Source organism: Granulimonas faecalis (assembly GCF_022834715.1).
Lineage (GTDB): Bacteria > Actinomycetota > Coriobacteriia > Coriobacteriales > Atopobiaceae > Granulimonas > Granulimonas faecalis.
The window spans coordinates 1,526,816-1,549,952 of the sequence record NZ_BQKC01000001.1; the positions used below are offsets into that span (position 1 = coordinate 1,526,816).

General features: G+C 73.2%; 20 protein-coding genes. 7 read left to right on the plus strand and 13 right to left on the minus strand.

The features are described from left to right. Positions 1-41: 41 nt before the first annotated feature. The 3 genes from serC to OR600_RS06985 are packed head-to-tail and all read left to right on the plus strand — an operon-like array spanning position 42 to position 3,647. Positions 42-1,139: a 3-phosphoserine/phosphohydroxythreonine transaminase gene (gene serC, locus OR600_RS06975; protein ID WP_265590899.1), complete on the plus strand. Its 1,098-nt coding sequence runs from the start codon at positions 42-44 to the stop codon at positions 1,137-1,139. 58 nt (positions 1,140-1,197) lie between these two features. Next, positions 1,198-2,361, plus strand: coding sequence for a phosphoglycerate dehydrogenase (locus OR600_RS06980; RefSeq protein WP_265590900.1), 1,164 nt, complete (start codon positions 1,198-1,200; stop codon positions 2,359-2,361). A gap of 8 nt (positions 2,362-2,369) precedes the next feature. Beyond that, on the plus strand, positions 2,370-3,647 hold the full coding sequence (locus tag OR600_RS06985; protein ID WP_135978787.1) for a DUF1015 domain-containing protein: 1,278 nt from the start codon (positions 2,370-2,372) through the stop codon (positions 3,645-3,647). Positions 3,648-3,903: 256 nt separating this feature from the next. On the opposite strand, the gene OR600_RS06990 is transcribed toward OR600_RS06985, so the two are convergent. From OR600_RS06990 to OR600_RS07010, 5 genes are all read right to left on the minus strand, one after another. Continuing rightward, positions 3,904-4,722 (minus strand): TatD family hydrolase, encoded by an 819-nt coding sequence (locus OR600_RS06990; protein WP_265590901.1) that lies wholly within the window; start codon positions 4,720-4,722, stop codon positions 3,904-3,906. Between the two features lie 5 nt (positions 4,723-4,727). Further along, positions 4,728-5,474: a tRNA threonylcarbamoyladenosine dehydratase gene (locus OR600_RS06995; protein WP_135978786.1), complete on the minus strand. Its 747-nt coding sequence runs from the start codon at positions 5,472-5,474 to the stop codon at positions 4,728-4,730. Beyond that, positions 5,471-6,832 carry a threonine/serine exporter family protein gene (locus tag OR600_RS07000; protein WP_251164101.1) on the minus strand — a complete coding sequence of 454 codons (1,362 nt, stop codon included), beginning with the start codon at positions 6,830-6,832 and terminating at the stop codon, positions 5,471-5,473. Before OR600_RS07000 ends, OR600_RS06995 begins: the two co-directional genes overlap by 4 nt. 106 nt (positions 6,833-6,938) lie before the next feature. Beyond that, positions 6,939-9,314, minus strand: coding sequence for a heavy metal translocating P-type ATPase (locus OR600_RS07005; protein ID WP_265590902.1), 2,376 nt, complete (start codon positions 9,312-9,314; stop codon positions 6,939-6,941). Next, complete coding sequence (locus OR600_RS07010) at positions 9,311-9,646, minus strand: ArsR/SmtB family transcription factor (RefSeq protein WP_135978784.1); 336 nt, start codon at positions 9,644-9,646, stop codon at positions 9,311-9,313. Before OR600_RS07010 ends, OR600_RS07005 begins: the two co-directional genes overlap by 4 nt. A gap of 210 nt (positions 9,647-9,856) precedes the next feature. On the opposite strand from OR600_RS07010, the gene OR600_RS07015 reads away from it, so the two are divergent. The 3 genes from OR600_RS07015 to OR600_RS07025 all read left to right on the plus strand — a co-directional run bounded on the left by OR600_RS07015 (position 9,857) and on the right by OR600_RS07025 (position 14,452). After that, positions 9,857-12,187, plus strand: coding sequence for a tetratricopeptide repeat protein (locus OR600_RS07015; RefSeq protein ID WP_135978783.1), 2,331 nt, complete (start codon positions 9,857-9,859; stop codon positions 12,185-12,187). Positions 12,188-12,639: 452 nt separating this feature from the next. Further along, positions 12,640-13,149 (plus strand): hypothetical protein, encoded by a 510-nt coding sequence (locus OR600_RS07020; protein WP_265590903.1) that lies wholly within the window; start codon positions 12,640-12,642, stop codon positions 13,147-13,149. 238 nt (positions 13,150-13,387) lie between these two features. Next, positions 13,388-14,452 (plus strand): tetratricopeptide repeat protein, encoded by a 1,065-nt coding sequence (locus tag OR600_RS07025; RefSeq protein WP_265590904.1) that lies wholly within the window; start codon positions 13,388-13,390, stop codon positions 14,450-14,452. Positions 14,453-14,548: 96 nt separating this feature from the next. Here OR600_RS07025 and OR600_RS07030 read toward each other — a convergent pair whose 3' ends face one another. After that, on the minus strand, positions 14,549-15,955 hold the full coding sequence (locus tag OR600_RS07030) for a Sapep family Mn(2+)-dependent dipeptidase (RefSeq protein WP_251173115.1): 1,407 nt from the start codon (positions 15,953-15,955) through the stop codon (positions 14,549-14,551). A 132-nt stretch (positions 15,956-16,087) separates the two neighbouring features. On the opposite strand from OR600_RS07030, the gene OR600_RS07035 reads away from it, so the two are divergent. After that, the gene (locus OR600_RS07035; protein WP_135978779.1) at positions 16,088-16,771 is read left to right on the plus strand and encodes an HAD family hydrolase; all 684 of its coding nucleotides are present in this window, start codon (positions 16,088-16,090) and stop codon (positions 16,769-16,771) included. Positions 16,772-16,831: 60 nt separating this feature from the next. Here the strand turns inward: OR600_RS07035 and OR600_RS07040 are convergent, their stop codons facing one another. From OR600_RS07040 to ruvC, 7 genes are all read right to left on the minus strand, one after another. Further along, the gene (locus tag OR600_RS07040; RefSeq protein ID WP_265590905.1) at positions 16,832-17,989 is read right to left on the minus strand and encodes a glycosyltransferase; all 1,158 of its coding nucleotides are present in this window, start codon (positions 17,987-17,989) and stop codon (positions 16,832-16,834) included. A gap of 202 nt (positions 17,990-18,191) precedes the next feature. Beyond that, positions 18,192-18,395: a cold-shock protein gene (locus OR600_RS07045; protein ID WP_135978777.1), complete on the minus strand. Its 204-nt coding sequence runs from the start codon at positions 18,393-18,395 to the stop codon at positions 18,192-18,194. Positions 18,396-18,710: 315 nt separating this feature from the next. Continuing rightward, the gene (locus OR600_RS07050) at positions 18,711-20,378 is read right to left on the minus strand and encodes a formate--tetrahydrofolate ligase (protein WP_204407376.1); all 1,668 of its coding nucleotides are present in this window, start codon (positions 20,376-20,378) and stop codon (positions 18,711-18,713) included. A gap of 50 nt (positions 20,379-20,428) precedes the next feature. Next, positions 20,429-20,848, minus strand: a complete 420-nt coding sequence (locus OR600_RS07055; protein ID WP_135978775.1) for a hypothetical protein — start codon at positions 20,846-20,848, stop codon at positions 20,429-20,431. Between the two features lie 28 nt (positions 20,849-20,876). Continuing rightward, complete coding sequence (gene ruvB, locus OR600_RS07060) at positions 20,877-21,938, minus strand: Holliday junction branch migration DNA helicase RuvB (protein ID WP_135978813.1); 1,062 nt, start codon at positions 21,936-21,938, stop codon at positions 20,877-20,879. After that, a complete protein-coding gene (gene ruvA / locus OR600_RS07065) occupies positions 21,938-22,573 on the minus strand; it encodes a Holliday junction branch migration protein RuvA (RefSeq protein ID WP_135978774.1) in 636 nt (211 codons plus the stop codon). The genes ruvB and ruvA overlap by 1 nt, the downstream gene beginning before the upstream one ends. A 10-nt stretch (positions 22,574-22,583) precedes the next feature. Further along, positions 22,584-23,087 (minus strand): crossover junction endodeoxyribonuclease RuvC, encoded by a 504-nt coding sequence (gene ruvC / locus OR600_RS07070; RefSeq protein WP_135978773.1) that lies wholly within the window; start codon positions 23,085-23,087, stop codon positions 22,584-22,586. Positions 23,088-23,137: the final 50 nt, after the last annotated feature.

The window sequence follows — 23,137 nt, forward strand, 5'->3', positions numbered from 1 at the left end:
TATGCTCTTAGCGTCTGTCCCGCGACGTTGGGAGATGCCCCATGGTCCGACCGCGCAACTTCTCGGCAGGCCCCGCCCAGATGCCCGAGGACGTCCTCCTCTCGGCCCAGGCGGAGTTCATGGACTTCGCCGGCACCGGCATGTCCGTGCTCGAGACGAGCCACCGCTCCGCCGCCTACCGGCGCGTCATCGACGCCGCCGAGGCGTCGCTCCGCGAGGTGATGGGTATCCCCGACTCCTACGGCGTGCTCTTCCTGCAGGGCGGTGCCACGCTCGAGTTCGCGGGCATCCCCATGAACCTCATGCGCCGCGGCCGCGCCGGACACATCGTGAGCGGCCACTTCGCCAAGGTCGCCGCTGAGGAGGCCGCGAGGTACGGCAGCGCCGAGATCCTGGCCACGAGCGAGCCCACGGGGTTCGACCGCATCCCGGACCTTCCGGCGCCCGAGGCCTTCGCAGGCATGGACTACGGCTACATCTGCCAGAACAACACCATCTACGGCACCATGTTCCACGGGCTCCCCGACTGCGGGGGCACGCCGCTCGTGGCGGACGTCTCGTCGTGCTTCCTTTCGTTCCCGCTGGACGTGACGGACTACGGCCTGCTCTTCGCCGGCGCCCAGAAGAACGCCGGACCCTCGGGCGTGTGCGTGCTCGTCGTGGACCGCTCCCTCGTGGAAGCGGGGCCGGCGCTCGGCGTCTGCCCCACCTACCTCGACTACTCCGCGCAGCTGGCCAAGGGCTCCATGCTCAACACCCCCAACACCTTCGGCATCTACCTCTGCGGCAAGGTGTTCGACTGGGTGCGCGGGACGGGCGGCCTCGAGGCCATGGGCGAGCGCAACGCCGAGAAGGCCGCGCTGCTCTACGGCGCCGTCGACCGCTCCGACCTCTACCGCGGCTGCGCAGTGCCCTCGTCGCGCTCCGTGGCCAACGTGACCTTCCGCCTCCCCACCCCCGAGCTCGAGCGCGAGTTCGTGGACCGGGCGGCCGGGCAGGGCCTCGTGGGGCTCGCCGGCCACCGCCTCGTGGGCGGCATCCGTGCCTCCATCTACAACGCCGTGGGCATCGACGCCGTCCGCGACCTGGTGGCCTTCATGGAGTCCTTCGAGCTCTCGGTGACCGGGCGATCTTTCTAGCCGGCCGCCCGGGCCGGCGCCCAGCCACCGCACACCGCTCACGAGAGGACCAGACCCCATGCGCACCATCAAGATCATCGACGACATCGTCAAGGACGGCCTGTCCACCATCGCCGAGGGCTACGAGATCGTGCCCGACGCCGAGGGCGCCGACGCCATCCTCATGCGCTCCACCGACATCCACGGCATGGAGGTGCCCGACTCCGTCCGCTGCATCGCGCGGGCCGGCGCCGGCGTCAACAACATCCCCCACGAGCGCCTGGCCGAGCAGGGCGTCGTGGTCTTCAACACCCCCGGCGCCAACTCCAACGCCGTCAAGGAGCTCGTGGTGGGCCTGCTGCTCATGGGCTCGCGCGACGTGCTCGGCGGCATGCGCTGGTGCCGCGAGCACGAGGACGACCCGGACGCCTACGCCGAGGCCGAGGCCTCCAAGAAGGCCTTCGTGGGCCGCGAGGTGGCCGACCGCAGAATCGGCGTCGTGGGCCTCGGCGCCGTGGGCTCCAAGGTGGCCAACGCCTGCGTGGACCTGGGCATGGAGGTGTGCGGCTACGACCCGTACCTCTCCGTGGACCACGCCTGGCAGCTCTCCCGCGACGTCACGCCTGTGGAGGACCTCGACGAGCTCTGCCGCGGCTGCGACTACCTCACGGTACACGTGCCCCGCAAGGAGGACACCGTCGGCATGATCGGCGCCGCGCAGCTCTCCCTGCTCAACCCCGGTGCCGTGGTGCTCAACTACGCCCGGGAGGACGTGGTCGACGAGGACGCCATGGAGGCCGCCCTGGCGTCGGGCCAGGTGCAGCGCTTCTTCACCGACTTCGCCACGCCCAGGTCGCTCCACATGCCCCACACCTACGTGACGCCCCACACCGGTGCCGGCACCGTGGAGGCCGAGGCATCCTGCGCCCGCATGGCCGTGGACGAGCTCGTGGACTACCTGGACAACGGCAACATCACCAACTCCGTCAACTACCCGACGTGCCACATGGGCGTGTGCCGCGGAGCCAGCCGCGTCGCGTGCCTGCACGCCAACGTGCCCAACATGATCGGCCAGATCACCGCCGTGCTGGCGGACGCCAGCGCCAACGTGCAGCGCATGACCAACGAGAACGCCGGCCGCGCCGCCTACACCATGTTTGACACCGACGAGCACCTGGAGCCCGCTATCATCGAGCGCCTCTCCTCCATCCCCAACATGTGGCGCGTACGCGTCATCAAATAGGAGCCCCCATGCACATCCATCCCTTCGCGGCCCTTAGGCCCGCACCCGAGCTGGCGGCCCGCACCGCCGCCCTGCCCTACGACGTGGTGGACCTCGAGGAGGCCCGGCGCGCCGTGGGGGCCGAGCCACTCTCGTTCCTCGGCGTCGACGTCCCCGGCCTCTGGGTGGCAGACGGCGGCGACCCCGACGGCGAGGAGGCCTGCGCCCTGGCCGCCCGGCGCTTTGCCGGCCAGGTGGAGGAGGGCGTGTACCGCCAGGACGGCGAGCCCACGTTTTACGTGTACCGCGAGCAGGACGGCGGCCGCTCCCAGACCGGCCTCGTGGCCTGCGTGGCCGTGGACGACTTCGTGGCCGGCGCCGTGCGGCGCCACGAGAACACGCGCCGCGAGAAGGAGCTGGGGCGCGTACGCCACATCCGGGCGCTCTCGGCCCAGACAGGGCCCGTGTTCCTCGCATACCGCGCCGACGCCCAGGGGGCCGGCCGCGTAGCCGCCGCCGTGGAGACGGTGTGCGCGGGCGAGCCGCTCTACGACTTCACCGACGCACAGGGCGTGCGCAACACCGTGTGGCGCGTGGACGACCGACACCTGCGCGGCGAGCTCGCCGACGCCGCCTCCGAGATCCCGGGAGCCTACATAGCCGACGGCCACCACCGCGCCGCCTCGGCCGTGCGGGTGGCCATGGAGCGGCGGGAGGGCTCCGGCGCCATGGCCGGCCGCGACGCCCCTGCCGGCAGCGAGGCGGCCTCCGACACCGTCATGGCCGTGCTGTTCCCGGCGGACGGGCTCGATCTCCTCTCCTACAACCGCGTGGTGGCCGACCGCGCCGGCCTGGGTGCCGAGGAGCTCGTGGACGCCGTGGGGGCGGCCGGCTTCGAGGTGGCGCCGGTGGATGCCGCCGACGCCGCGCCCACGGAGCCCGGCACCTTCGGCATGTGCTGCGGCGGGGCCTGGTACCGGCTGACGCCCTCCCCGGCCCTCGCGGCCGAGACCGCCGCGGCAGACGCCGCAGACGCGCTCGACGTGGCCGTGCTGCAGGACCGCGTGCTGGGACCGGTGCTCGGCATCGCCGACCCGCGCCAGGACCCGCGCCTGGACTTCGTGGGGGGCAACCGCGGCACCACGGAGCTCGAGCGCCTGGCCGGCGAGGGGGGTGTGGCCTTCGTCTGCCACCCCACCTCCATGGACGAGCTCATGGCCGTAGCCGACGAGGGCCGCCTCATGCCGCCCAAGTCCACCTGGTTCGAACCCAAGCTGAGAAGCGGGCTGTTCTTCCACCGGATCTAGCCGACCGCGGGGCCGTGCAGCACGGGCGAGGCACGGCCCCGCTCCGCCCCCACCCACCTGAACACCCTCACCCGAGCACCTCGCACCTGAACGCGGTTGAGGACACCCCCGCCTCCACCTGAACGCAGTTGGGGGCGGAAATCGCCCACCTGAACGCGGTTGAGGGCGGATCGGGGGCCGAACCGGCCTTCGAGATCGCCCCCAACCGCGTTCAGGTGCGGAGGAGGGGGCCTCTCGGCGGCAGCGGCGGCGAGGCTCAGCGGGACAGGAGCCCCCGGGAGGCGCGGCGGACGGCGTCGGCGAGGGCCTCCGGCTCCACCCCCTTGAGGGCGGCGACGGTGGCCAGGGCCCCGTCCAGGGCCGAGAGCCCCGCGCCGGCGTCCCAGGCGGTGCCCGGATGTTCGGGGAGGTCCGTCTCCAGCAGCAGGCGGCCCACCGGCACCTGGCGGGCGTACTCGCGGCCGCGCCGGGACCGCAGCATGAGCGGGCCCACGGAGAAGAGGCATCCGGCGCCCCGGGCGCGGGCGAGCTCGTCGGACGTGCCCGAGAACCAGTGGAACACGCAGGCGCAGTCGGCCAGACGGCCGCTCTCCCCGAGGATGTCGAGCACCTCCCCCGCCGCACCCACGCTGTGGATGGAGAGGACCGACCCTGGCGCCACGGCATCGCACGCGCGCCGGAAGGCCGCGACCTGGGCGTCGAACGCCTGCCGGTGGGCCCGCCCCCGGTCCAGGCCCACCTCGCCGACGAGGCGGCAGCCGCCGGCGAGCTCGCAGAACCGCTCCACGCGCCGCCCGGCGTCGGAGCCCTCCCCCAGACACCACGGGTGCAGCCCGAGGGCCGGGACCAGCCCGGGGCCGCCGCCCTCCCGCGCGGCCTCGCCGTCCGGCACACGGCCCTCGTCCGCCAGCTCGGCCGCGAGCCCCTCGTAGCCCGCCGGCTCCACGGTGCACCCCAGCGCCCCGCCGCCGGCGGCGGCGAACGACGCCGAGCAGGCCCGCGGGTCCGAGAACCAGTCGCCGTGCAGGTGCATGTCGAACGGCGCCGGGCAGGCGCCCTCCGCGCCGGAGACCACGGCCGTCACTCCCCCACGCCGGTGAGGTCGCGGATCACCTTGCCGGCCATGGCCAACCCCATGGCCGGCGGCATGAACGACGCGGTGCCCAGGTTGGTGCGCTCGGCGCGGCCCGTGCCCGGCTCCATGGCCACCGGCACGGCGTGCTCGTCCGAGAACACCACCGTTAGGTCGCGGATGCCGCGCTTGCGGCACTCCTTGCGAACCACGCGGCAGATGGGGTCGTTGACGGTGTCCCAGATGCTCGCGACCCTGATGCGCTCGGGGTGCACCTTGTTGGCGCCGCCCATGGCGCTCACGAGCGGGATGCCGCGCTCCTGGGCGAGCTCGGCCAGGGTCAGTTTCACGGCGATGGAGTCCACGGCGTCGCAGAGGTAGTCCACGGGGCCCATCTCGTCCAGGAGGCCCGCCGCCTCGTCGGACAGCACGAACCTCCGGAACGTGTCCACCCGGGCCGCGGGGTTCACCTGCGCGGCGATGGCCGCCATGACGTCCACCTTGGGCAGGCCCACCGTGTCGAGAAACGCCACGGCCTGCCGGTTGATGTTGGACGGCGCCACGGTGTCGCCGTCCACGAGGGCCAGGTTGCCCACGGCGCCGCGGGCCAGGGCCTCGGCGCAGGCGGAGCCCACGCCGCCGATGCCCACCACCGCCACGCGGGCGCCGGCAAGCCGGGCCATGGCGTCGTCGCCGAAGAGCCGGAACAGCCGCTGACGGGGGTCGTCGTCACCCACGGGCCGCGCCGCGGTCACGAGACCCTCCTCCACCGCGGGTCGGTGATAACCCGGGCGGCGATGAGGCCGACGGGCAGGAACACCACGATCATGGCGGCCCTGATGAGCCAGTCGACGGCGTCGGTGGGCTGGAACGTGCCCATGTAGTAGACGGCCCGGTACATGTAGAGGCCAGGCACCATGATCACGATGGAGGGCACGGTGACGGCGGTGCGCGGGATGGAGGTGCGCGCCTTGCACGCGGCGGCGAGGAGCCCCGCCACGAAGGCGCCGGCCAGGGCCGCGGCCTCGGGGGGCACGGACCAGAACCCCGTCAGCGACAGGCGCAGCGTGTTGGCCACGGCGCCGATGGACGCCGCGGTGGCACACATCCGGGGCGTGGAGTTGAACATCACCGAGAAGCCGTAGACGCCCACGAACGAGAAGAGGGCCCGAAGTGCGGTGAGCGGCACGGGGCCGAGGCCCAAAGGCGCGAAGTCGTCGGGATAGAGCCGCACGCCCGTGGCCACGAGCCAGCCCACGGCGGTGCCGGTGAGGATGACGGTGAGGGCGTAGGCCAGCCGCTCGATGCCGCTGCGCATCTCGGACTGGAAGAGGTCGAACCCGCTTGTGATGAGGGGAAAACCCGGGATGACAAAGAGCATGGCGCCGATGTAGCCCGCCTCGTGGCTCATGGCGTCAGGCACCCAGGGCGACATGGCCATGAGGGAGAGGAGGTAGGCCACGCAGGCCACGGCCACACCGCAAGCCACGGCCACGAACTGGTTGATGCGGCGGCCCGCCACCACGCGGCGGGCGAGCTGCCCGAACCCGGCGCCGAGGGCGGCGCCGGCCATCTCGACGGGGCCGCCGCCCAGGAGGAAGACGAACGAGCCGCAGGCGAGACCCGAGGCGAGACCGCTCTGCCACGGGCGGTAGCGCTGACCCTTGGACTCCACGACGTCGAGCAGGTCGTGGAAGGCGCCCACCGAGATCTCTCGGCCCAGAGCCTCGACCTCGTGGAGGTAGTGCTCGAGGAGCATGACCCGCTCGGTGTTGACGCCGGCCGTGGGGTTGGCCACCACCTCGGTGATGGACCGGGAGCCCTCGATGCAGGTGGCCTCGATGTTGACAAGCGAGATGTCCGCGTGCACCGTGACGCCGAGGACGTGGGCCACGCGGTTCATGAAGTCGCGGACCCGCCAGGCGGAGTCCCCGGCCGAGAGGGCCAGCTGGCCGGTGCGCATGATGACCGAGACCTTGTCGGCGAGCGGGGCGTCCACGGCGGGGCGGCCCGGCTCGCTGAGGGCCTCGTGCCAGGGCACCCGCATGTGGTGCGGGCCCGACACGTCGAGATAGGTGGAGAGGTTCCGGTTCCCTTGCTCAGGCTCTGGCACGGCGGCTCTTTCCTGACGGCGGCAGACACGAAAACCAGCCTAGCACCGGCACCCGCCGCCGGGTGCCGGTGCCGGCGGAAACGCGCCCGCCTGCCGGACGGGCCCTTTAGAAGCGCGTCTCCCAGGGGGTCATGAGGCGCATGCCGTTGAGGACGACGATGAGGGCCACGCCCGTGTCGGCGAAGATGGCCGCGCCCATGCCGGCCACGCCGAGCACCGCGAGCACCAGCACCGCGACCTTGACGGCGATGGCGAAGACGATGTTCTCGCGCACCACCGCCATGCAACGGCGGGACAGGGAGAAGAACGACGGCAGGCGCTCGAGGTCGCCGGAGAGCAGCGCGACGTCGGCCACCTCGAGGGCGGTGTCGCTGGCGGCGGCGCCCATGGTGACGCCGAGGTCGGCCGCGGCGAGGGCCGGCGCGTCGTTGATGCCGTCGCCCACCATGGCCACCGTCCGGCCCTGGGAGCGGAGCGCCTCCACGCGGGCCACCTTGTCGTCGGGGAGCAGCTCGGCCGCCACCTCCGCGACGCCCACGCGCCCCGCCACCACGGCGGCCACCCGGGCGTTGTCGCCCGTGAGCATCACGGTGTCGCGGATGCCCATGGCATGGAGCCGGGAGACGGCCTCGGGGGTGGTGGCGCGCACGGAGTCGGCCACGGCCACCACGCCGGCGACGCGGCCGTCCACCGCGACCACGAGGGCCGTGGCCCCCGATGCGGCTGCGTCGTCCACGGCCTGCCCGGCATCCCCGTCGAGCGCCGCCACGGTGCGGGCGAAGGCCGGCTTGCCCACGAGCACGGCAGCGCCGTCCACGGTGCCGGTCATGCCGTTGCCCGCCGTCTCACGGACGTCCGCGGCCGCAAGGGCGGGGGCGACGGACCCCTCGGCGGCCATGCGGACGGCGGCGGCCAGGGGGTGGGTGGACTCGCGCTCCAGGGCTGCGGCCAGGGCAAGCACGCGCTCGCGGGAGAGTCCGCCGAAGGGCGTGACCGAGACCACCTCGGGCGTGCCGGCGGTGAGGGTGCCGGTCTTGTCGAACGCCACGGCGTCCACCTTGGAGCCGATGTCGAAGTACGCCCCACCCTTCACGAGCACGCCCATGCGGGCCGCACGGGAGATGGCCGAGACGAACGAGACCGGCGTGGAGATCACGAGGGCGCAGGGGCAGGCGATGACGAGCAGCGTGAGGGCGCGCCAGACCCAGGCGCCCCAGTCGGGCGCCGCCCCGAGGCCGAGGGCCCCCACGAGGGTGAGGCAGAGCGGCACGCCGACGCCCACGGCCGCCGCCACGGCCACCACGGCCGGGGTGTAGACGGCGGCGAAGCGGTCGACGAAGGCCTCGTAGGGCGCCTTCTGCGCCTGGGCCCCCTGCACCATGGAGACGATGCGGGCCAAGGTGCCGCTGTCGGCGCGGCTCGTGACGCGCACGGTGACGGGCGCCACCGTGTTGAGCGAGCCGCCGTACACCCGGGCTCCCGCCCCCTTGTCCTGGGGCACGGACTCGCCGGTGACGGGCGCCTCGTCGAAGCTGGAGTCGCCGGCCACAAGCGTGCCGTCGAGGGGCACGCGCTCGCCGGGGAGCACGCGCACCTCCCAGCCCACCTCGACGTCGGCCAGGGGCTCGTCGGCGACGGAGCCGTCGGCACGCACCACGTGGGCGGTCTCCGGGGCGAGCTCCATGAGGCCCTCCACCGAGCCGCGGCTGCGGCGCATGGACCAGCCCTCGAGCCACTCGCCCACCTGGTCGAGGAAGATGACGATGGCGGCGTCGCGGAAGGTGTCCACCTCCAGGTGGCCGCCGAGGGCCTCCACGAGGCCCATGACCAGTGCGCCCACGACGGCGATGGACATGAGCACGTTCATGTCGGCCTTCCGGCGCCCGAGGGACGCGGCGGCGAGCGGGAGGATGAACGCGAGGCCGGCCAGGGCGGCCGCGGCGTAGAGCCAGGCCGTGGCGAGGCCGCCGGCGGCGGCCTCGGCCACGATGCCGGCGATGATGAGGGCGGCGGAGGTGCCGAGGAGCACGGCGGCGCGGTGCTCGGCGAACCAGCCGCGACGGGCGTCGAGGCGCTCGAGCTGCTCGTCGGTGAGCTCGAGGTCCTCCCCGCACGAGCGCACGGCGTCCAGGACCGCGCGCTCCACGGCGGCGGGCTCGGCCCCGGCCGCGGAGACCACCGAGAGGGTGGCCGTCGCATAGGTGAGGCTCGCGTCGGCGACCTCGGGCAGGCCCCTCACGGCCTCCTCGACGGCACGGGCGCAGTTGGGGCAGTCGAGGTCGGCGACCTTGAACGTGAGGTCCGGGGTGCCGGAGGGCCCATGGGCCGGGGCGGCTTCGCCGTGGTCGTGGCCGTCGCAGCCGCAGTGCACGCGGCCGTCGTGGCCGTGGCCGTCGTGGCCGTGGGCGTCGCAGCCGCAGTGGCCGTGGGCGTCGCAGCCGCAGTGCCCGTGGTCGTGGTCGTGGCGATCGTGCCCGCTCATGAGAGCTCCTCCCCCGCGTGCTCGAGGCCCACGCGGATGAGCGTGGCCACGTGGCCGTCGGCCAGCGAGTAGATCGAGCGCTGCCCCTCGCGGCGCTGGGCCACGAGCCCGCGGTCGCGCAGGAGGCGCAGCTGGTGTGAGATGGCCGATTGCGACACCGGGCAGATCTCCTGGAGCTCGGAGACCGAGCGCTCGGCCGTCATGAGCGCCCCGAGGATCTGGAAGCGCGTGTAGTCGGACAGGGCGTCGAAGATCTGCGTCGCCCCGTAGATGGCGTCCTCGTCGGTGAGGAACGCGTCGGTCCCCTCGGTGGCCGGTCCGTCGATGCCCATGGGCCCCTCCCTCCGCCGCCGTCAAAGGCGGCCTCTCCGCAATTCATGAGCACTTGCTCATATGTTCATCAGCAGTATACCTCACAGGCTCCCACAGGCAAGCCCGTCCCGCCGGCTCCGTCGGCCGGCGCCCCTGGGTCGGCGGACGGCCTCGCATATACTGTGGGTGGAACGGCGGGGACACCCGCCGGCACCGGGAGGGAGGGGTCCATGGACCTTCGCCGACGCATCGACTCCATGGGCGACGCCGCCCTCGGCTGGGCCGGGGCTGCCCTGCTCGGTTGCGGCGCCATCCTAGCGTCGCTGGAGGACCCCGCCTGGGGCGCCCTCGCGGCGCTGCTCGGGTGCCTCGGCGGCCTCGCCTGCGGCGTGGGGGCGGGCAGGGCCTTCGCCCGGCGCGCCCTGTCGCCTGCCGGCCCTACCCGCGAGACGCCCCCCGCCCCCACTGTCCACGCGCCCGTCCCCGCCGCCGAGACGGGCTCCCTCGACATGGACGCCCTCGCCGCGGCCCTCGCCGGGACCCCCGAGCCCGTGGTGGCTCTCGCCGGGCTCGTCCGCGACGTGCGGCTGCGCCAAGGCTCGGCCGACGGCGTCTTCGGCGGCGGCACGGCCCCCCTCCCCTGCACCCTCGAGCTCTTCCTCGCGGCCGAGCTCGAGGACGCCGACATCTTCTCGCTGGGCGACGCCCCCGTGCGCGCCCGTGTGGCGCCCCGCACCGGGTGCCTGCGCCTCTCCTTCGCCGAGCCGCCCACAGACCCCGCCGCCCCGCTCCGCCTGAGACGCGTCGAGACCGCGTTCAACCGGACGCTCTTCTGCGACCGCCGGCTGGGCTGCTCCCCCGCCGGGGGCACGGACGCCTGCTACCGCTTCAGCGCGTCGGTGGAGGCCTCCGTGGCCGCCCAGGCACCGTGGCGCAGGGACGGCGACGTCACCGGCGCGTCCGGGGAGTGGGACGTGCGGCGCGCCGTGTCGGAGGGGCTCGAGGAGTTCCAGCTCCCCTACCGGTTGGACGCCCGGTGGCGCGTCAACACCGGGGCCGGGGTCGTGGGGTTCTCCCTGGCCGCGCAGCCGGCCGACGCCATGGCCCGGCACGTGTGGGTGGAGGGCCTCGGCCGCGTGGTGAAGGCAACCGGCACCATGCGGCGCCGCGCGGCCGCCGAGCTCGCGTGCCGGGAGGCGCTGCTCCTCGCGTTCCACGTGTTCGACCGCTGCGACGGCGTGGGGCGCGTGTGGGTCCGCGTCGACCGTGGCCCCTCCTGCGTGCTCTCCGCCCAGATGACGCGGGCGTCCGTGGCCGACCTCGACCCGACGGCCCTGGGCGACCCCGTGGAGGCCATGCGGCTCGCCGGCGGCTCCGTCTCCTGGAACGGCGACGGACTCGATCCCGTGGCGCCCGGGTTCTCCCTCGACGACGAGGCGCTCTGCCCCCGTTGGCGCACGGAGGAGCCGGAGGGCTCCGACCGGGCGCTCCCCGAGCAGGCCCGGCAGGCGCTCGGGTCCCCCACCCTGGCGGGGCTCTCCCGCGACGCTGCGGCACGGCGCCGCGCCCTCGCCGAAAGGATCGCGGCGGGGCTGGGCGGGTCATGCGAGAGCAGCGTCTCCTTCCTGATGGGCGCGCTCGACGGCATCGACGACCCGGAGGTGCGCGAGGCCGTGCGCGGGCTCGTGGACGTGCTGCTCGAGGGGACCGTCGACGGGTGCGACCCCATGGCCCTGGCCGTGGGGGTGACCCGCGTCGACGCCGTGCGCGACGCCATGGCCCGGGCTGCGGCCCACATCCACGGCGGCGACGGCGCGGCCGCCCTCTCCGAGGTGCAGGAAGCCCTGGCCCGCACCGAGGCCTGGGTGCCGGAGGGCGCCCGCTGCTTCTCCAACTACGTGGAGCGGAGCCTCTACAACCGGCTCGAGGGGGCCGACGGCGCCCAGGCGCCCCTCGTGCCCGCCTCGCGCCTGGCCGCCCACCTGCTGACGTCTTCGCTCCTGGCCGCCACGGGCGACGGCGACGGCGCCACGGCCCACGCCTTCGCCGCCCGTGACCTCGACCCCTTCGACCCGTCGGCGCACCTCGCCCTCGTGGCCCGCTACGAGGCCCTGGGCGACATCCCCATGGCCATCTCCTCCTGCTGCGACCTCCTCGAGCGCGCCTACGATCCCACCGGGGCGGCCGTCGCCTACTACCGGCTCGCGTTCCTCTCGTGGCAGGAGGGGGACCTCGAGCTGGCCGACGCCTGTTACCGGCGCTCCATCGCCCTCAACACGCCCTGCGCCCTCATCGCCTCCCTCGAGCTCTCGGCCCTCGAGGCCCAGGAGGGCGTCGCGCCGGTGCCGGAGGGGGAGCAGGGGCGCGTGCTCGCGAGCCGCGGCGTCCCGGACGCCCCCACCGAGGCTGTGCGCTCCGCCGTCCGCGAGGCCGCCCGGGCCGCTGTGGAGGCGGGCGTCTTCCCCGTGGCCCGCGAGCTCGCCACGGCGGCGGCCCTCCTCGACGGCGACGAGGTGCTCCTGGGGCTGCGGGAGTCGCTGGAACAGCCCCACGGCGACTGACCCCCGTCCCACCACCCGGACACTTTTGTCCCACCCGGGCGGCAGACGTGGCACACGCAAGGATCCCAATGCTGCACTGTCCCTTAAATACGGGGCAGAAAAAGAGGGGGACGTACCCTGCGCACGAGAGCGCAGGGAGGATCCATGGCATCACATGAGACGGGCTGGGGCGCGGCCGAGGGGACCATCGACCTCGACGGCCTTATGGCCGCACTCGAGAGGGGCCCCTTCCCCGTGGAGCCCCTGAAGTCCGTGCTCGGCGCCCTCCGGATGACGCAGGCCCACCGCACCTCCCCCACCCTCCCCGACGCCCTCTCCTCGTTCGTGGCCGAGCAGCTCGACGACGCCGGACTGCTCGACCTCGCCGACGACGCCCCCGCGCGCCTCCGACCCGATGCCCGGTCGGGCCAGGTGCGTCTGGACATCAAGGGGCCAGCCTCGACGAGGAGGGCGTGCGGGCCCTGCGGCGCGTGGAGTCGGCCCTCAACCGCGCCGTTTATGCCAAGCGCTGCCTCGGCCGAAGACCCGAGACCACGGTCTCCGAGCTCTACCTGCTCTCGGACGTCATCGAGCGCTCCGTCACCTGTGAGGCCGCCGGCATCGACACCGGCGCCGCCGGGTACGGCGACCGCGGCGAGTGGGAGGTGCGCCGGGCCCTGGCCCTTGGCATCCGGTCGCTACGCCTCCCCTACCGTCTCGAGTGCCGCTTCCGCCTCAACCTCGAGGCCGGCGTGGCGGCCCTCTCCTTCGGCACCGTGGAGCCAGACGTCGTCGCGCCCCGCGAGTGGTGCGGGGACGGCGGCACCCGCCGCACCACCCGGGCGCGCCGCGAGCTCAGGGCCGCCAGGCTCGCGTGCCGCGAGGCCATGGTGCTCGCCGCCATGGCGCTCTCCACGTCGCCCCGCCTCCACGAGGCGTGGGTGCAGGCCGCCGACGTCGACGGGCGCCCCCTCGTCTCCTGACGCGCCACCCGCGCCGCCGTGGCAGCCCTCGACCTCGAGGGCCCCGGCGAGCGCCCCGAGGACGAGCTCGCCGCCCTGGGCGCGTCCGTCGACGCCCACGACGGGCGCCTCCACCCCGTGACGCCGCGTTTCTCCATGACCGACCCGCTCCTCTGCCCCCCCGTGGCGGGGCGACGAGCCCGAGGCATCCCGGCACCCCCTGACGCCCGAGGCGGCCCGGGCCCTCGGCGCCTCGGCCATGGCCGACCTCGCCATCCGCGGGACCGCGCGCCGGGAGGCGGCCGCGGACCGCGCCTGCGCCGCCCTCGACGGAACCTGCTCCCACGCCGTGGCGGCCGTCCTCGAGGCCACGGCCCACGACGACGACCGGGAGGTCCGCGCCGCGGGTCAGCGCGTCGTGCGCTCCCTCATCGACGGCACCCTGGACGGCGGCGACCCCGGGGCCGTGCGCGACGCCCTCCTGACCGACGGCGACCTCGGCCGCGCCGTGGCCGAAGCCCTCTCGCTCCTCGCCTCCCCCGAGGGCGGTGACCCCGTGCGGGTGGAGCGGTGCGCCCGCAGGCCGGAAGGGCTCCTGGCGGCCGAGGAGGACGCCGAGCCCTACCACGACGACGCCTGCCGCGTGTGGCGCTTCTTCAACACCTACGCCGAGCGCGGGCTCCACAACCGGCTTTCGGGCCCCGACGGCCGCGAGGTACGCCTCGTCCCGGCGCCCTACTACCACGCCCACGGCACCCTCTCGAGCCTCTCCATGCGCCTGGGCCGCGCCGACCGCGCCCTCGCGTTCGCCCTGCGCGCCGTGGAGCTCGACCCCATGGACGTCAACGCCCGCCTGAGGGCGGCCCGGTGCCACGAGCTCCTGGGCGACGCCCCCATGGCCGAGGCCACCGTCAGGGAGCTCCTGTCCCTCGCCCACGACCCCGACTCCATCTGCGCCGCCTACCTGCGTCTGGGTGGCGCGCTCCGCCAGGAGGGCGAGCTGCGCCTGGCCGACGCCAGCCTGCGCCACGCCCTGGCCGTGGGCGGCGTGTGCGCCCCGGCGGCCGCCAAGGCCCTTGGCGACCTCCAGGCCCAGGGCGGCTACGAACCGGCCCCCGCCGGCACCGTCGCCGACGAGCTCGAGGGCGCCGGCATCCCCCTGGCCCCCGTGGCCCGGGTGGGCGAGGTCCTCGTGGACGGCGCGAAGGCGGCCGTGGACGCCGGCATCTTCCCCGTGGCCCGCGACCTCACGACCCTCGTGGGCATCCTCACCAACGACGAGAGCCTGCTCACCGTGGCCCTCTCCATGGAGGCGGACGCCTGACCCACCGCCGGCGGACAGGGACGGAAAAGGGCGCCCCAGCCGCCGTGGCCAGGGCGCCCTCCCGTTCGCGGAGCGCCGGTGCGTGGGGCCCGACCCCTAGAGGTCGAGCTCCATGAGGCGCGCGATGGCGTCGATGTAGATGGAGAGCGAGTCGCGCAGGAGCTGCTCGGACACGCCCTCGTTGGGGCCGTGCATGCCGCCCACCCAGTCGGGGTTCACCAGGTCGGTCTCCTCGGGGCCGAACGACGCGGCATTCTTGAAGTCGCGGGCGTAGGTGCCGCCGCCGATGGTGAATGGCCTCTTGTCCTTGCCGGTGTGGTCGTTGTAGGTCTGGATGAGGGTCTGGATCTCGGGGCTCGAGGGGTCGACGTAGAACGGCACGAGGGCGAGGTCCACCGTGAGGGTGCAGCCGTGCTCCTCGCCGAGCTTGGAGAGGACCTCCTCGAGGTGCTCGGCCGTGGTGGACTTGGGGAAGCGGGCGTCGACGGTCTGCCTGAAGCGGCCGTCCTCGACCTCGATGGTGCCGCCGATGCAGGTGAGGGGATCGAAGATGTCGTCGGTGGCGTCGATGCCCAGGGAGCTGCCGTCGGTGGTGGCGAAGATGAGGCGCTCGAGCTCGAGGAACGGGCGCTCCTCCTCGGAGTGGAGGCCGTTGTCCCAGAGGTAGTCCACCAGCATGCCGATGGCGTTCACCGTGCCCTCGGGCAGGGAGGCGTGGCCGCCCTTGCCGTGGGCCGTGAGGCGGGCCAGGCCGTCGCCGGCGTCCTCGATGTCGATGCCCTCGGCCGCGGGCAGGGAGGCAGCGTCGGCGCGCACGGTGACCTCGGCGAGGTCGGGGATGGCGTTGCCGGCGGTGCCGCCCTTGAAGTCCACGATGGTGCCGCCGGCCACGGGGCCGGAGGTGAAGGTGGCCGAGAAGCCGCCCTTCTCGCCGCAGCACACGGGGAACTCGGCGTCGGGGGTGAACAGGAACGCCGGCTGCTCGAAGTGCTCGTTGTAGTAGTCCACGTCGCCGAGGCCGGTCTCCTCGTTGGCGCCGACGATGCAGCGCAGGGTGTAGGGCAGCTCCTGGCCGCGCTCCTTGAAGAAGTGGGCGGCCCAGAGGGTGAGGGCGAGCGGGCCCTTGTCGTCGAGGGTGCCGCGGCCCATCAGGTAGCCGTCCTTCACCGTGAGGGTGAACGGGTCGGTGTCCCAACCGGTACCCACGGGCACGATGTCCACGTGGGCGATGGTGGCCACCTGCCTCTCGCTCCTGCCGGGCAGGTCGGCGTAGCCGATGTAGCCCTCCACGTCGTGGGCGTCGAGGCCCAGGCGCTCGGCGATGTTGAGCGCCGCGTCGAGGCCGGCCTTCGGGCCGGGGCCCCACGGGGCGCCTGGGGCGGCGGCTGAGAGGTCCTCCACCGAGTCGATGGCCACGAGGGTGGCGATGTCCTCGAGCACCTCGGGCCACACGCGCTCCACGTAGGCGTCGATCTCCTCGCGGGAGACCTTGGGCTCTTCCATGGCGTACCTCCTTTGCCGGCGCCCTGGGCGCCGCTTGTCCTGACAGCTTCCTTCACGGCCCATGAAACCACATCCAACCGGCCCGCGCTCGGCTATACTTCCCGCGTCCGCCGACCGACCACAGGAGCGCCCATGACCCTCACAGGCCCCGCCGACCTCGCCCCGGGGCGCACCCCCTTCACGGCCGCCATCTTCGACTTCGACGGCACGATCGCGGAGTCGTCCCACGTCTGGCGCCTCGTGGACGAGACGTTCCTCTCGCGCCGGGGCATCGCCTACGAGCCGGGCTTCTCCGCGCAGCTGGCCGCCCGGGGCTTCAGGGAGGGCGCCCGCTGGGTCATCGGCACCTACGGCCTCCCCGACACCGTGGAGCAGGTCTGCGACGAGTGGAACGACCTCGGCAGCGCCCTCTACCGCGACCGGGTGCGCCTGAGGCCGGGCGCCGAGGACTACATCCGGGCCCTCCGCGCGGCCGGCGTGGCCTGCGCCCTCGCCACCAACAACGACGCCGCGGTGCTCGACGCCCTGAAGCCGCGGGTGGACGTCGACTCGCTGTTCGACCTCCGGGTGCACGGCGCCGAGGTGGGGCGCGACAAGCGCTGGCCCGACATCTACGTGGAGACGGCGCGCCGCATGGGCCGGGAGCCGGGACGAACCGTGGTGTTCGAGGACATCCCCGCGGGGCTCCGCTCCGCCGCCTCGGCCGGGTTCACGGCCGTGGGTGTGCGCTCCGACGACCCCACCCAGGACCTCGACGCCGTGAGTGCCGAGGCCACCCTCGTCATCGACGGCTGGGAGAGGCTCACGGCCCGGTAGGCCGGTCTCCGCCGCCGGCGGTGCCCCGGGGGCTCGGCCGGGTCGAGGGGCGGCCCTCTCTCATCGCGCCCCCGCCACGGCAAGGCCGAGGGCCACATCCTCCTCCACGGCACCCTCGGCGAAGGCCGCGAACCGCTCGCAGCACCGCGAGACGCGCATGGACTCACCCTCGGCGACGTAGCGCGCCGACATCCTGGCACGCTCGTCGGGGTGCTCGATCCACCAGTCGAGGCGCTCGGCGAGCGCCCGGGGATCCCTGGCCGGGAAGAGGCTCTCGGGGGTGAGGGCGAAGGCCGCGGGCGCGCTCTGGGGCGCCTCGCCGATGACGGGTACGCAGCCGCAGGCCAAGGCCTCGAGGACCGAGATGGCCTCGATGTCGGCCACGGAGGCGTGCACGTAGAAGGGGCTCGCCTGCTCCAGCGCTACGAGCCCGGCCGCGTCGTGGAACTCGAACGACGGCGGCACCGGGAGCCGGGATCCCAGCCGCTCGAGGGAGCGCCGGCGGGGGCCGGAGCCGCAGATGTGGAGCCTGATGCGGTCCCGGTGCCGGCTGAGGCCCACGGCACGCAAGATGGTCTCCTGGTTCTTCTCGGGCGCGAGGCGCCCCACGGTGACCACGTGCACCAAGCCGTCGGGGCCGAAGGTGCCCGCCGGGGCCCCGGCGGGCACGAAGGGCGCGGGCACGCCGTTGGAGATCACGGTGGTGCGGGCGCGGTAGCCGTGGTCGGCGAGGCGGCCCGCGATCATCTCGCTGGGGCAGTGGACGCGGCGCACGCCGTCGTAGAGCCAACGGCGGAACAGCGCGTACACGGCGCCGCACACCGGGGGCGCCGCGCCGATGCCGGCGTTGTAGGTGACGTTCTCGGGCTGCAGGTGGAAGGCCGCCGATGCGGCCACGCCGTGGGAGCGCGCCCACCGGAGGGCCGCCCGCTCCAGGGCGAACGGGAGGAAGAGGTGCACGAGGTCCACGCCCCCGAGGGCGCGGTCGAGCGCGTCCGGGTCCGGCTCGCCGAACCGGAAGCCGCAGCGCGTCGACACCGGGGTCACCACGGGGATGCGGCGCTCCGGCAGGGGGAAGGCGTCGTCCCCCTCGGCGCCCACGCCCACGAGGCGGACCTCGTGACCCTGAGCCCTGAGAGCGCGGGCGTAGCGCCGGGCGGTGACGAAGGTCCCGTTGGAGTGGACCCCGAGGTCGTCCATGACAAAGGCGATGCGCATGGCGCGGCTCCTCTCGGTGCGTCGGTCCCGGGGTGGCTCGGCCTTGGGGCGCGTCGGCCCTGGGGTCGTCCCCGCTTTTCTCGGGGACCATGTACCCGTCCGGACCCTCGGGACCCCGCAGCCCGGAAAGAGAACGGGGGCCGCACCCGGTCGGATGCGGCCCCCGTACGGCGTGCCTTCAGGAGGCAGGTCAGACCCTACGCTACGCCTTGCGGACGTTGGAGGCCTGGAGCTTGCCGTTCTGGCCGGTGGTGATGTCGAACTCGACGACCTGGCCCTCATCGAGGGTCTTGAAGCCGTCCATCTGAATCTCGGAGTAGTGAACGAACAGGTCGTCCCCGTCCTCGCGAGAGATGAAGCCGTAGCCCTTGTCCGGGTTGAACCACTTAACAGTACCGTGAGCCATGACGTGCCTTTCTTTCTGTTGCCCTTGGCTTAGGGCAACCATGGTGCGCGCATGCGCGCTTGAACAAACGCCCCTGGGGTCAGACCCCGCAAGGGCATGGGTTAGTTTAACCGAAACCCCCGACCGCAGGCCCAAGAACCGGGTCCGGGCTCGGACGTTTTTGCGCGCCGGGGCCCGAGACGCACGGGACGGGCCGCTGAACTGGGGATACCGCCCCGGGCAGAAGGCGGGACCGACACCGTGCCCGACCCCGCCTCCGTCACATCTTCACTGAAAAACACCTTGACAACCCAACGACAGGCATCGATGGGAAGCCTAGAAGAGACCGGTGATGCGCCCCGTCTCGTCTACGTCGATGGACTCCGCCGCCGGGTGCCGGGGCAGGCCTGGCATGGTCATGATGGCGCCCGTGAGCACCACCGCGAACCCGGCGCCGGCGTCCACCTTGACCTCGCGGACCGTGATGCGGAACCCCTCGGGGGCGCCCAGCCTGGCCTGGTCGTCCGTGAAGGAGTACTGCGTCTTGGCGATGCACACCGGCAGGTTCCCGAAGCCGTTGCGCTCGAGCTCGGCGAGCTGCCGGAGGGCCTGGGGCGTGAAGTCGACGCCGTCGGCGCGGTAGACGCGCCTGGCCACGGCCTCCACGGCACGGCGCACGGGCGTGCCGCTGGGGTAGGCGTAGTCGAAGTCGTTGGGCTCCCCCACCAAGCGCAGGACCTCGCGGGCGAGCTCGAGGCCGCCCTCGCCGCCCTTGGCCCACACCTCGGAGAGGCGCACGTCCACACCCTCCTTGCGGCAGGCCTCCTCCACGAGGGCGAGCTCGGCCTCGGTGTCCGTGGGGAACCGGTTGACCGCCACCACGCAGGGCAGCCCGTAGACATCGCGCATGTTGGAGACGTGGCGCAGGAGGTTGGGCATGCCCTGGGCCAGGGCGCCGAGGTCCTCGGTGGCGAGGTCGGCCTTTGGCTGGCCGCCGTTGTACTTGAGGGCGCGGACCGTAGCCACCACGACCACCGCGTCGGGGGCGAAGCCGCCCATGCGGCAGGTGATGTCGCAGAACTTCTCGGCGCCGAGGTCCGCGCCGAAGCCCGCCTCGGTGATGGCGACGTCGCCGTAGTGCATCGCCATGCGCGTGGCCATGACCGAGTTGCAGCCGTGGGCGATGTTGGCGAAGGGGCCGCCGTGCACGAAGGCCGGGGTGCCCTCGAGGGTCTGCACGAGGTTGGGCATGAGGGCATCCTTGAGCAGGGCGCACATGGCCCCCTGGGCGTGGAGGTCGCCGGCCCGCACCGGCTCGCGGTCGAAGGTGTAGCCCACGACGATGCGCGCGAGGCGCTCCTTGAGGTCGGTGATGGAGGAGGACAGGCACAGCACGGCCATGACCTCAGAGGCCACCGTGATGTCGAAGCCGTCCTGGCGGGGCATGCCGTCGGCCACGCCGCCCAGGCCATCCACGACGTTGCGGAGCTGGCGGTCGTTCATGTCCACGCAGCGGCGCCAGGTGATGCGACGCGGGTCGATGCCGAGCTCGTTGCCCTGCTTGATGTGGTTGTCGACCATGGCGGCCAGGAGGTTGTTGGCCGCGCCGATGGCGTGGAAGTCGCCCGTGAAGTGGAGGTTGATGTCCTCCATGGGCACCACCTGGGCGTAGCCGCCGCCGGCCGCCCCGCCCTTGATGCCGAAGACCGGCCCCAGGGACGGCTCGCGCAGGGCCACCACGGCGTTGGTCCCGAGGCGCCGCATGGCGTCGGCCAGGCCGATGGTGGTGGTGGTCTTGCCCTCGCCGGCCGGCGTGGGGTTGATGGCGGTCACGAGGACGAGCTTGGCCCGGTGGCCGCCCCCCTCGCGCAGGACCCCGATATCCACCTTGGCCTTGTCGCGGCCGTAGGGGACGAGGTCCTCTTCGGGGATCCCGAGCCGTGCGGCAACACCGGCTATGGGTTCGGGGTTGGCCGCCTGGGCGATCTCGATGTCAGAAGGCATGTCTCTCCCATCTCGTCGTGCGAACGGTGAGCCCCCATGCTCCGTGCGACCTAGCCGATGCCGGCCTCGCTGCGCGCCCGTTGGATGTCGCGGTCGACCTCGACGTACTGCTCGGGCACGACGTCGCGGCTCACGCCGAAGGCCAGGGCCACGGCGCGGGCCTGGTCGCGGCGGAGGCGCGCGGTGTCGCGGTCGCCCGAGATGAGCGAGGCGTCGGCCAGCGCGTTGAGGACGTAGGCCACGAAGTCGCCCACGGCCTCGCCGTTGCCCCCGAGCCGCATCATGGTGACCATGGAGTCAGGTGCGAGGGAGAGGAACATCGCCGGGTCGAGCTCCATGAGCTCGCCGAGGGCGTCCTCGGTCTCCGACACCCCTTCGGCGGAGCGCAGCACGACGGCGTCGCGCAGCGTCTCCGACGTGCGCTTGGTGAACGACTCTATGACCTTGGCCAGGTAGTCTCTCTGCAGCATGGTTCTCCTATCCTACACCGGTTCCATTTCAGGAAACCGGCGGTGCGACCGACAGGTGCTCGAAGGCGGCCAGGGTCGCCTGGCGCCCCTGGGGCGTGCGGACCATGAGCCCCTGCTGGAGCAGGAACGGCTCGTAGACCTCCTCGATGGTGGAGGGGTCCTCCCCCACCGCGCTCGCCAGGGTGGACAGCCCCACGGCGCGGCCGCGGAACGTCTCGGCCAGGGCACGCAGGATCTTGGTGTCCATCCAGTCGAGCCCCAGCTCGTCTATCTCGAAGAACGCCAGGGCCTCGGCGGCCACCTGCCACGTGACCGTGCCCTGGGCGCGCACCTGGGCGTAGTCGCGCACGCGCTTGAGGAGGCGGTTGGCCAGGCGCGGCGTGCCGCGGCTCCGGCTGGCCACCTCCTGGGCGCCCGGGAGGTCGATGTCCACGCCCAGGATACCCGCGGATCGCAGCACGATCTGGGTGAGCTCCTCCACCGTGTAGTAGTCGAGCCGGTACGAGATGCCGAAGCGGTCCCGCAGCGGACCCGTGAGCAGGCCCGTGCGCGTGGTGGCGCCCACGAGCGTGAACGGCGGGATCTCGAACCGCATGGAGCGGGCGCCGGGGCCGTCGCCCATGATGATGTCCAGGAAGAAGTCCTCCATGGCCGAGTAGAGGATCTCCTCCACGTTGCGGCTGAGGCGGTGGATCTCGTCGATGAAGAGGACGTCGCCCTCGCCGAGGTTGGTGAGGGTGGCCGAGAGCTCCACGGGGCGCGTGATAGCCGGACCCGACGTGGTGTGCAGCGTGCCGCCCATCTCGTTGGCCACGACGGCCGCCAGCGTGGTCTTGCCCAGGCCCGGCGGGCCCGAGAAGAGCACGTGGTCCAAAGGCTCGTTGCGCGAGGACGCGGCGTCGATGAGCACCCGGAGGTTCTCCTTCACGCGGCTCTGGCCGCAGTAGTCCTCAAGCGTCTGGGGCCTGAGGCCGCGCTCGATGTCGAGGTCCTCGACCGCGAGGTCCGCCGACACCGGACGCCGCTGGCCCGTCACGTGGTTGCCGGCGCCGTCCGCGAAGAGGTCCCTGCCGGCCTCGGCCTCCCACATCACGGGCGGCCCCCGATGCGCTTGAGGGCGTAGCGCACCGCCTGCTCGACGGTGGCGTCGTCGGGCAGGCCCTCGAAGACGACCTCCGCCTCTTGGGGCGTGAGGCCCATGGCGAGGAGCGCTGCCGTAGCCTCCTCGACCACGGAGGGGCCGCCCGTGGGCGCCGGACCCGCGCCCACGAGGTCGAGGGGCGCGGCGGCGGAGGCGATGGCCTTGAGCTCGGGGTCCTTGGAGAAGGCCTGGGCGAGGTCGAGCAAGAGCCGGGGCGCGGACTTCTTGCCCACGCCCGGCACCGCCGTCATACGGCCCACGTCCTGGCACGCCACCACCTCGGCGAGCTGCCGGGGCGTGAACGACGAGAGGATCTTGAGCGCCAGGGCCGGGCCCACCTTGGGGATCTGCACCAGGCGGTCGAACACGGCCCGCTCCTCGCGGGTGGAGAAGCCGAACAGCGCCACGGCGTTCTCGCTCACCCTGAGCCGGGTGAGGAGTGTGACGCCCGGCGTGCCCGGGGCCGGGAGGTCGGCCGCCGTGGTGCGGGAGACGCCGAGCTCGTAGCCCACGCCGCGCACGTCGAGCACGACGGCGCCCGGCTGCGAGGCATCGACGACGGTGCCGGTGAGCTGTGCGATCAAATGGGGCCTCCTATCGGGGGACGGCCACGCGGGCCTTGGCGAGCGTGCGCTCCAGGTGGGCGTGGCACACGGCGGCGGCGAGGGCGTCGGCGCAGTGGTCCGGTTTGGGGTCGTGGTCCAGGGCGAGCACCGTGCGCACCATGTAGGTCACCTGGTGCTTGTCGGCCGCGCCCGTGCCGGCCACGGCCTGCTTGATCTGCATGGGGGTGTACTCGCCGATGGCGCAGCCGGCGGTGGCGCAGGCCACGAGGGCGGCCCCTCGGGCATGGGCCGTGGCGATAGCGCTCTTGGTGTTCTGGCCGAAGAAGATCTGCTCGATGGCGACGTCCGTGGGATGGAACCGCTCTATCACCTGGGCGAGCTCTCTGTGGATGGCGCCAAGGCGCTCGGGCAGCGGGTCGTGGGCCTTGGTGGCGACGCAGCCGTAGGCGCGGGCGCGGCAGAGGGTGCCGCGGGTCTCCACGACGCCCCAGCCCGTGTGGGCCAGGCCCGGATCTATGCCCAGAATGACCACCGCGCCTCCCGCGAACAGACGTTCTACAGAGCCACCAGTGTAGCACGGGG

Bases quoted from the DNA above. Each gene is read 5' to 3' on its own strand.
- OR600_RS07025 (WP_265590904.1), top strand. From the start codon at position 13,388: ATGGCCGACCTCGCCATCCGCGGGACCGCGCGCCGGGAGGCGGCCGCG.
- ruvB (WP_135978813.1), bottom strand. From the start codon at position 21,938: ATGTGGGAGGCCGAGGCCGGCAGGGACCTCTTCGCGGACGGCGCCGGC.
- OR600_RS06980 (WP_265590900.1), top strand. From the start codon at position 1,198: ATGCGCACCATCAAGATCATCGACGACATCGTCAAGGACGGCCTGTCC.
- OR600_RS06985 (WP_135978787.1), top strand. From the start codon at position 2,370: ATGCACATCCATCCCTTCGCGGCCCTTAGGCCCGCACCCGAGCTGGCG.
- OR600_RS07015 (WP_135978783.1), top strand. From the start codon at position 9,857: ATGGACCTTCGCCGACGCATCGACTCCATGGGCGACGCCGCCCTCGGC.
- OR600_RS07055 (WP_135978775.1), bottom strand. From the start codon at position 20,848: ATGCTGCAGAGAGACTACCTGGCCAAGGTCATAGAGTCGTTCACCAAG.
- OR600_RS07030 (WP_251173115.1), bottom strand. From the start codon at position 15,955: ATGGAAGAGCCCAAGGTCTCCCGCGAGGAGATCGACGCCTACGTGGAG.
- OR600_RS07005 (WP_265590902.1), bottom strand. From the start codon at position 9,314: ATGAGCGGGCACGATCGCCACGACCACGACCACGGGCACTGCGGCTGC.
- OR600_RS07050 (WP_204407376.1), bottom strand. From the start codon at position 20,378: ATGCCTTCTGACATCGAGATCGCCCAGGCGGCCAACCCCGAACCCATA.
- serC (WP_265590899.1), top strand. From the start codon at position 42: ATGGTCCGACCGCGCAACTTCTCGGCAGGCCCCGCCCAGATGCCCGAG.
- OR600_RS07035 (WP_135978779.1), top strand. From the start codon at position 16,088: ATGACCCTCACAGGCCCCGCCGACCTCGCCCCGGGGCGCACCCCCTTC.
- OR600_RS07010 (WP_135978784.1), bottom strand. From the start codon at position 9,646: ATGGGCATCGACGGACCGGCCACCGAGGGGACCGACGCGTTCCTCACC.
- OR600_RS07040 (WP_265590905.1), bottom strand. From the start codon at position 17,989: ATGCGCATCGCCTTTGTCATGGACGACCTCGGGGTCCACTCCAACGGG.
- OR600_RS07045 (WP_135978777.1), bottom strand. From the start codon at position 18,395: ATGGCTCACGGTACTGTTAAGTGGTTCAACCCGGACAAGGGCTACGGC.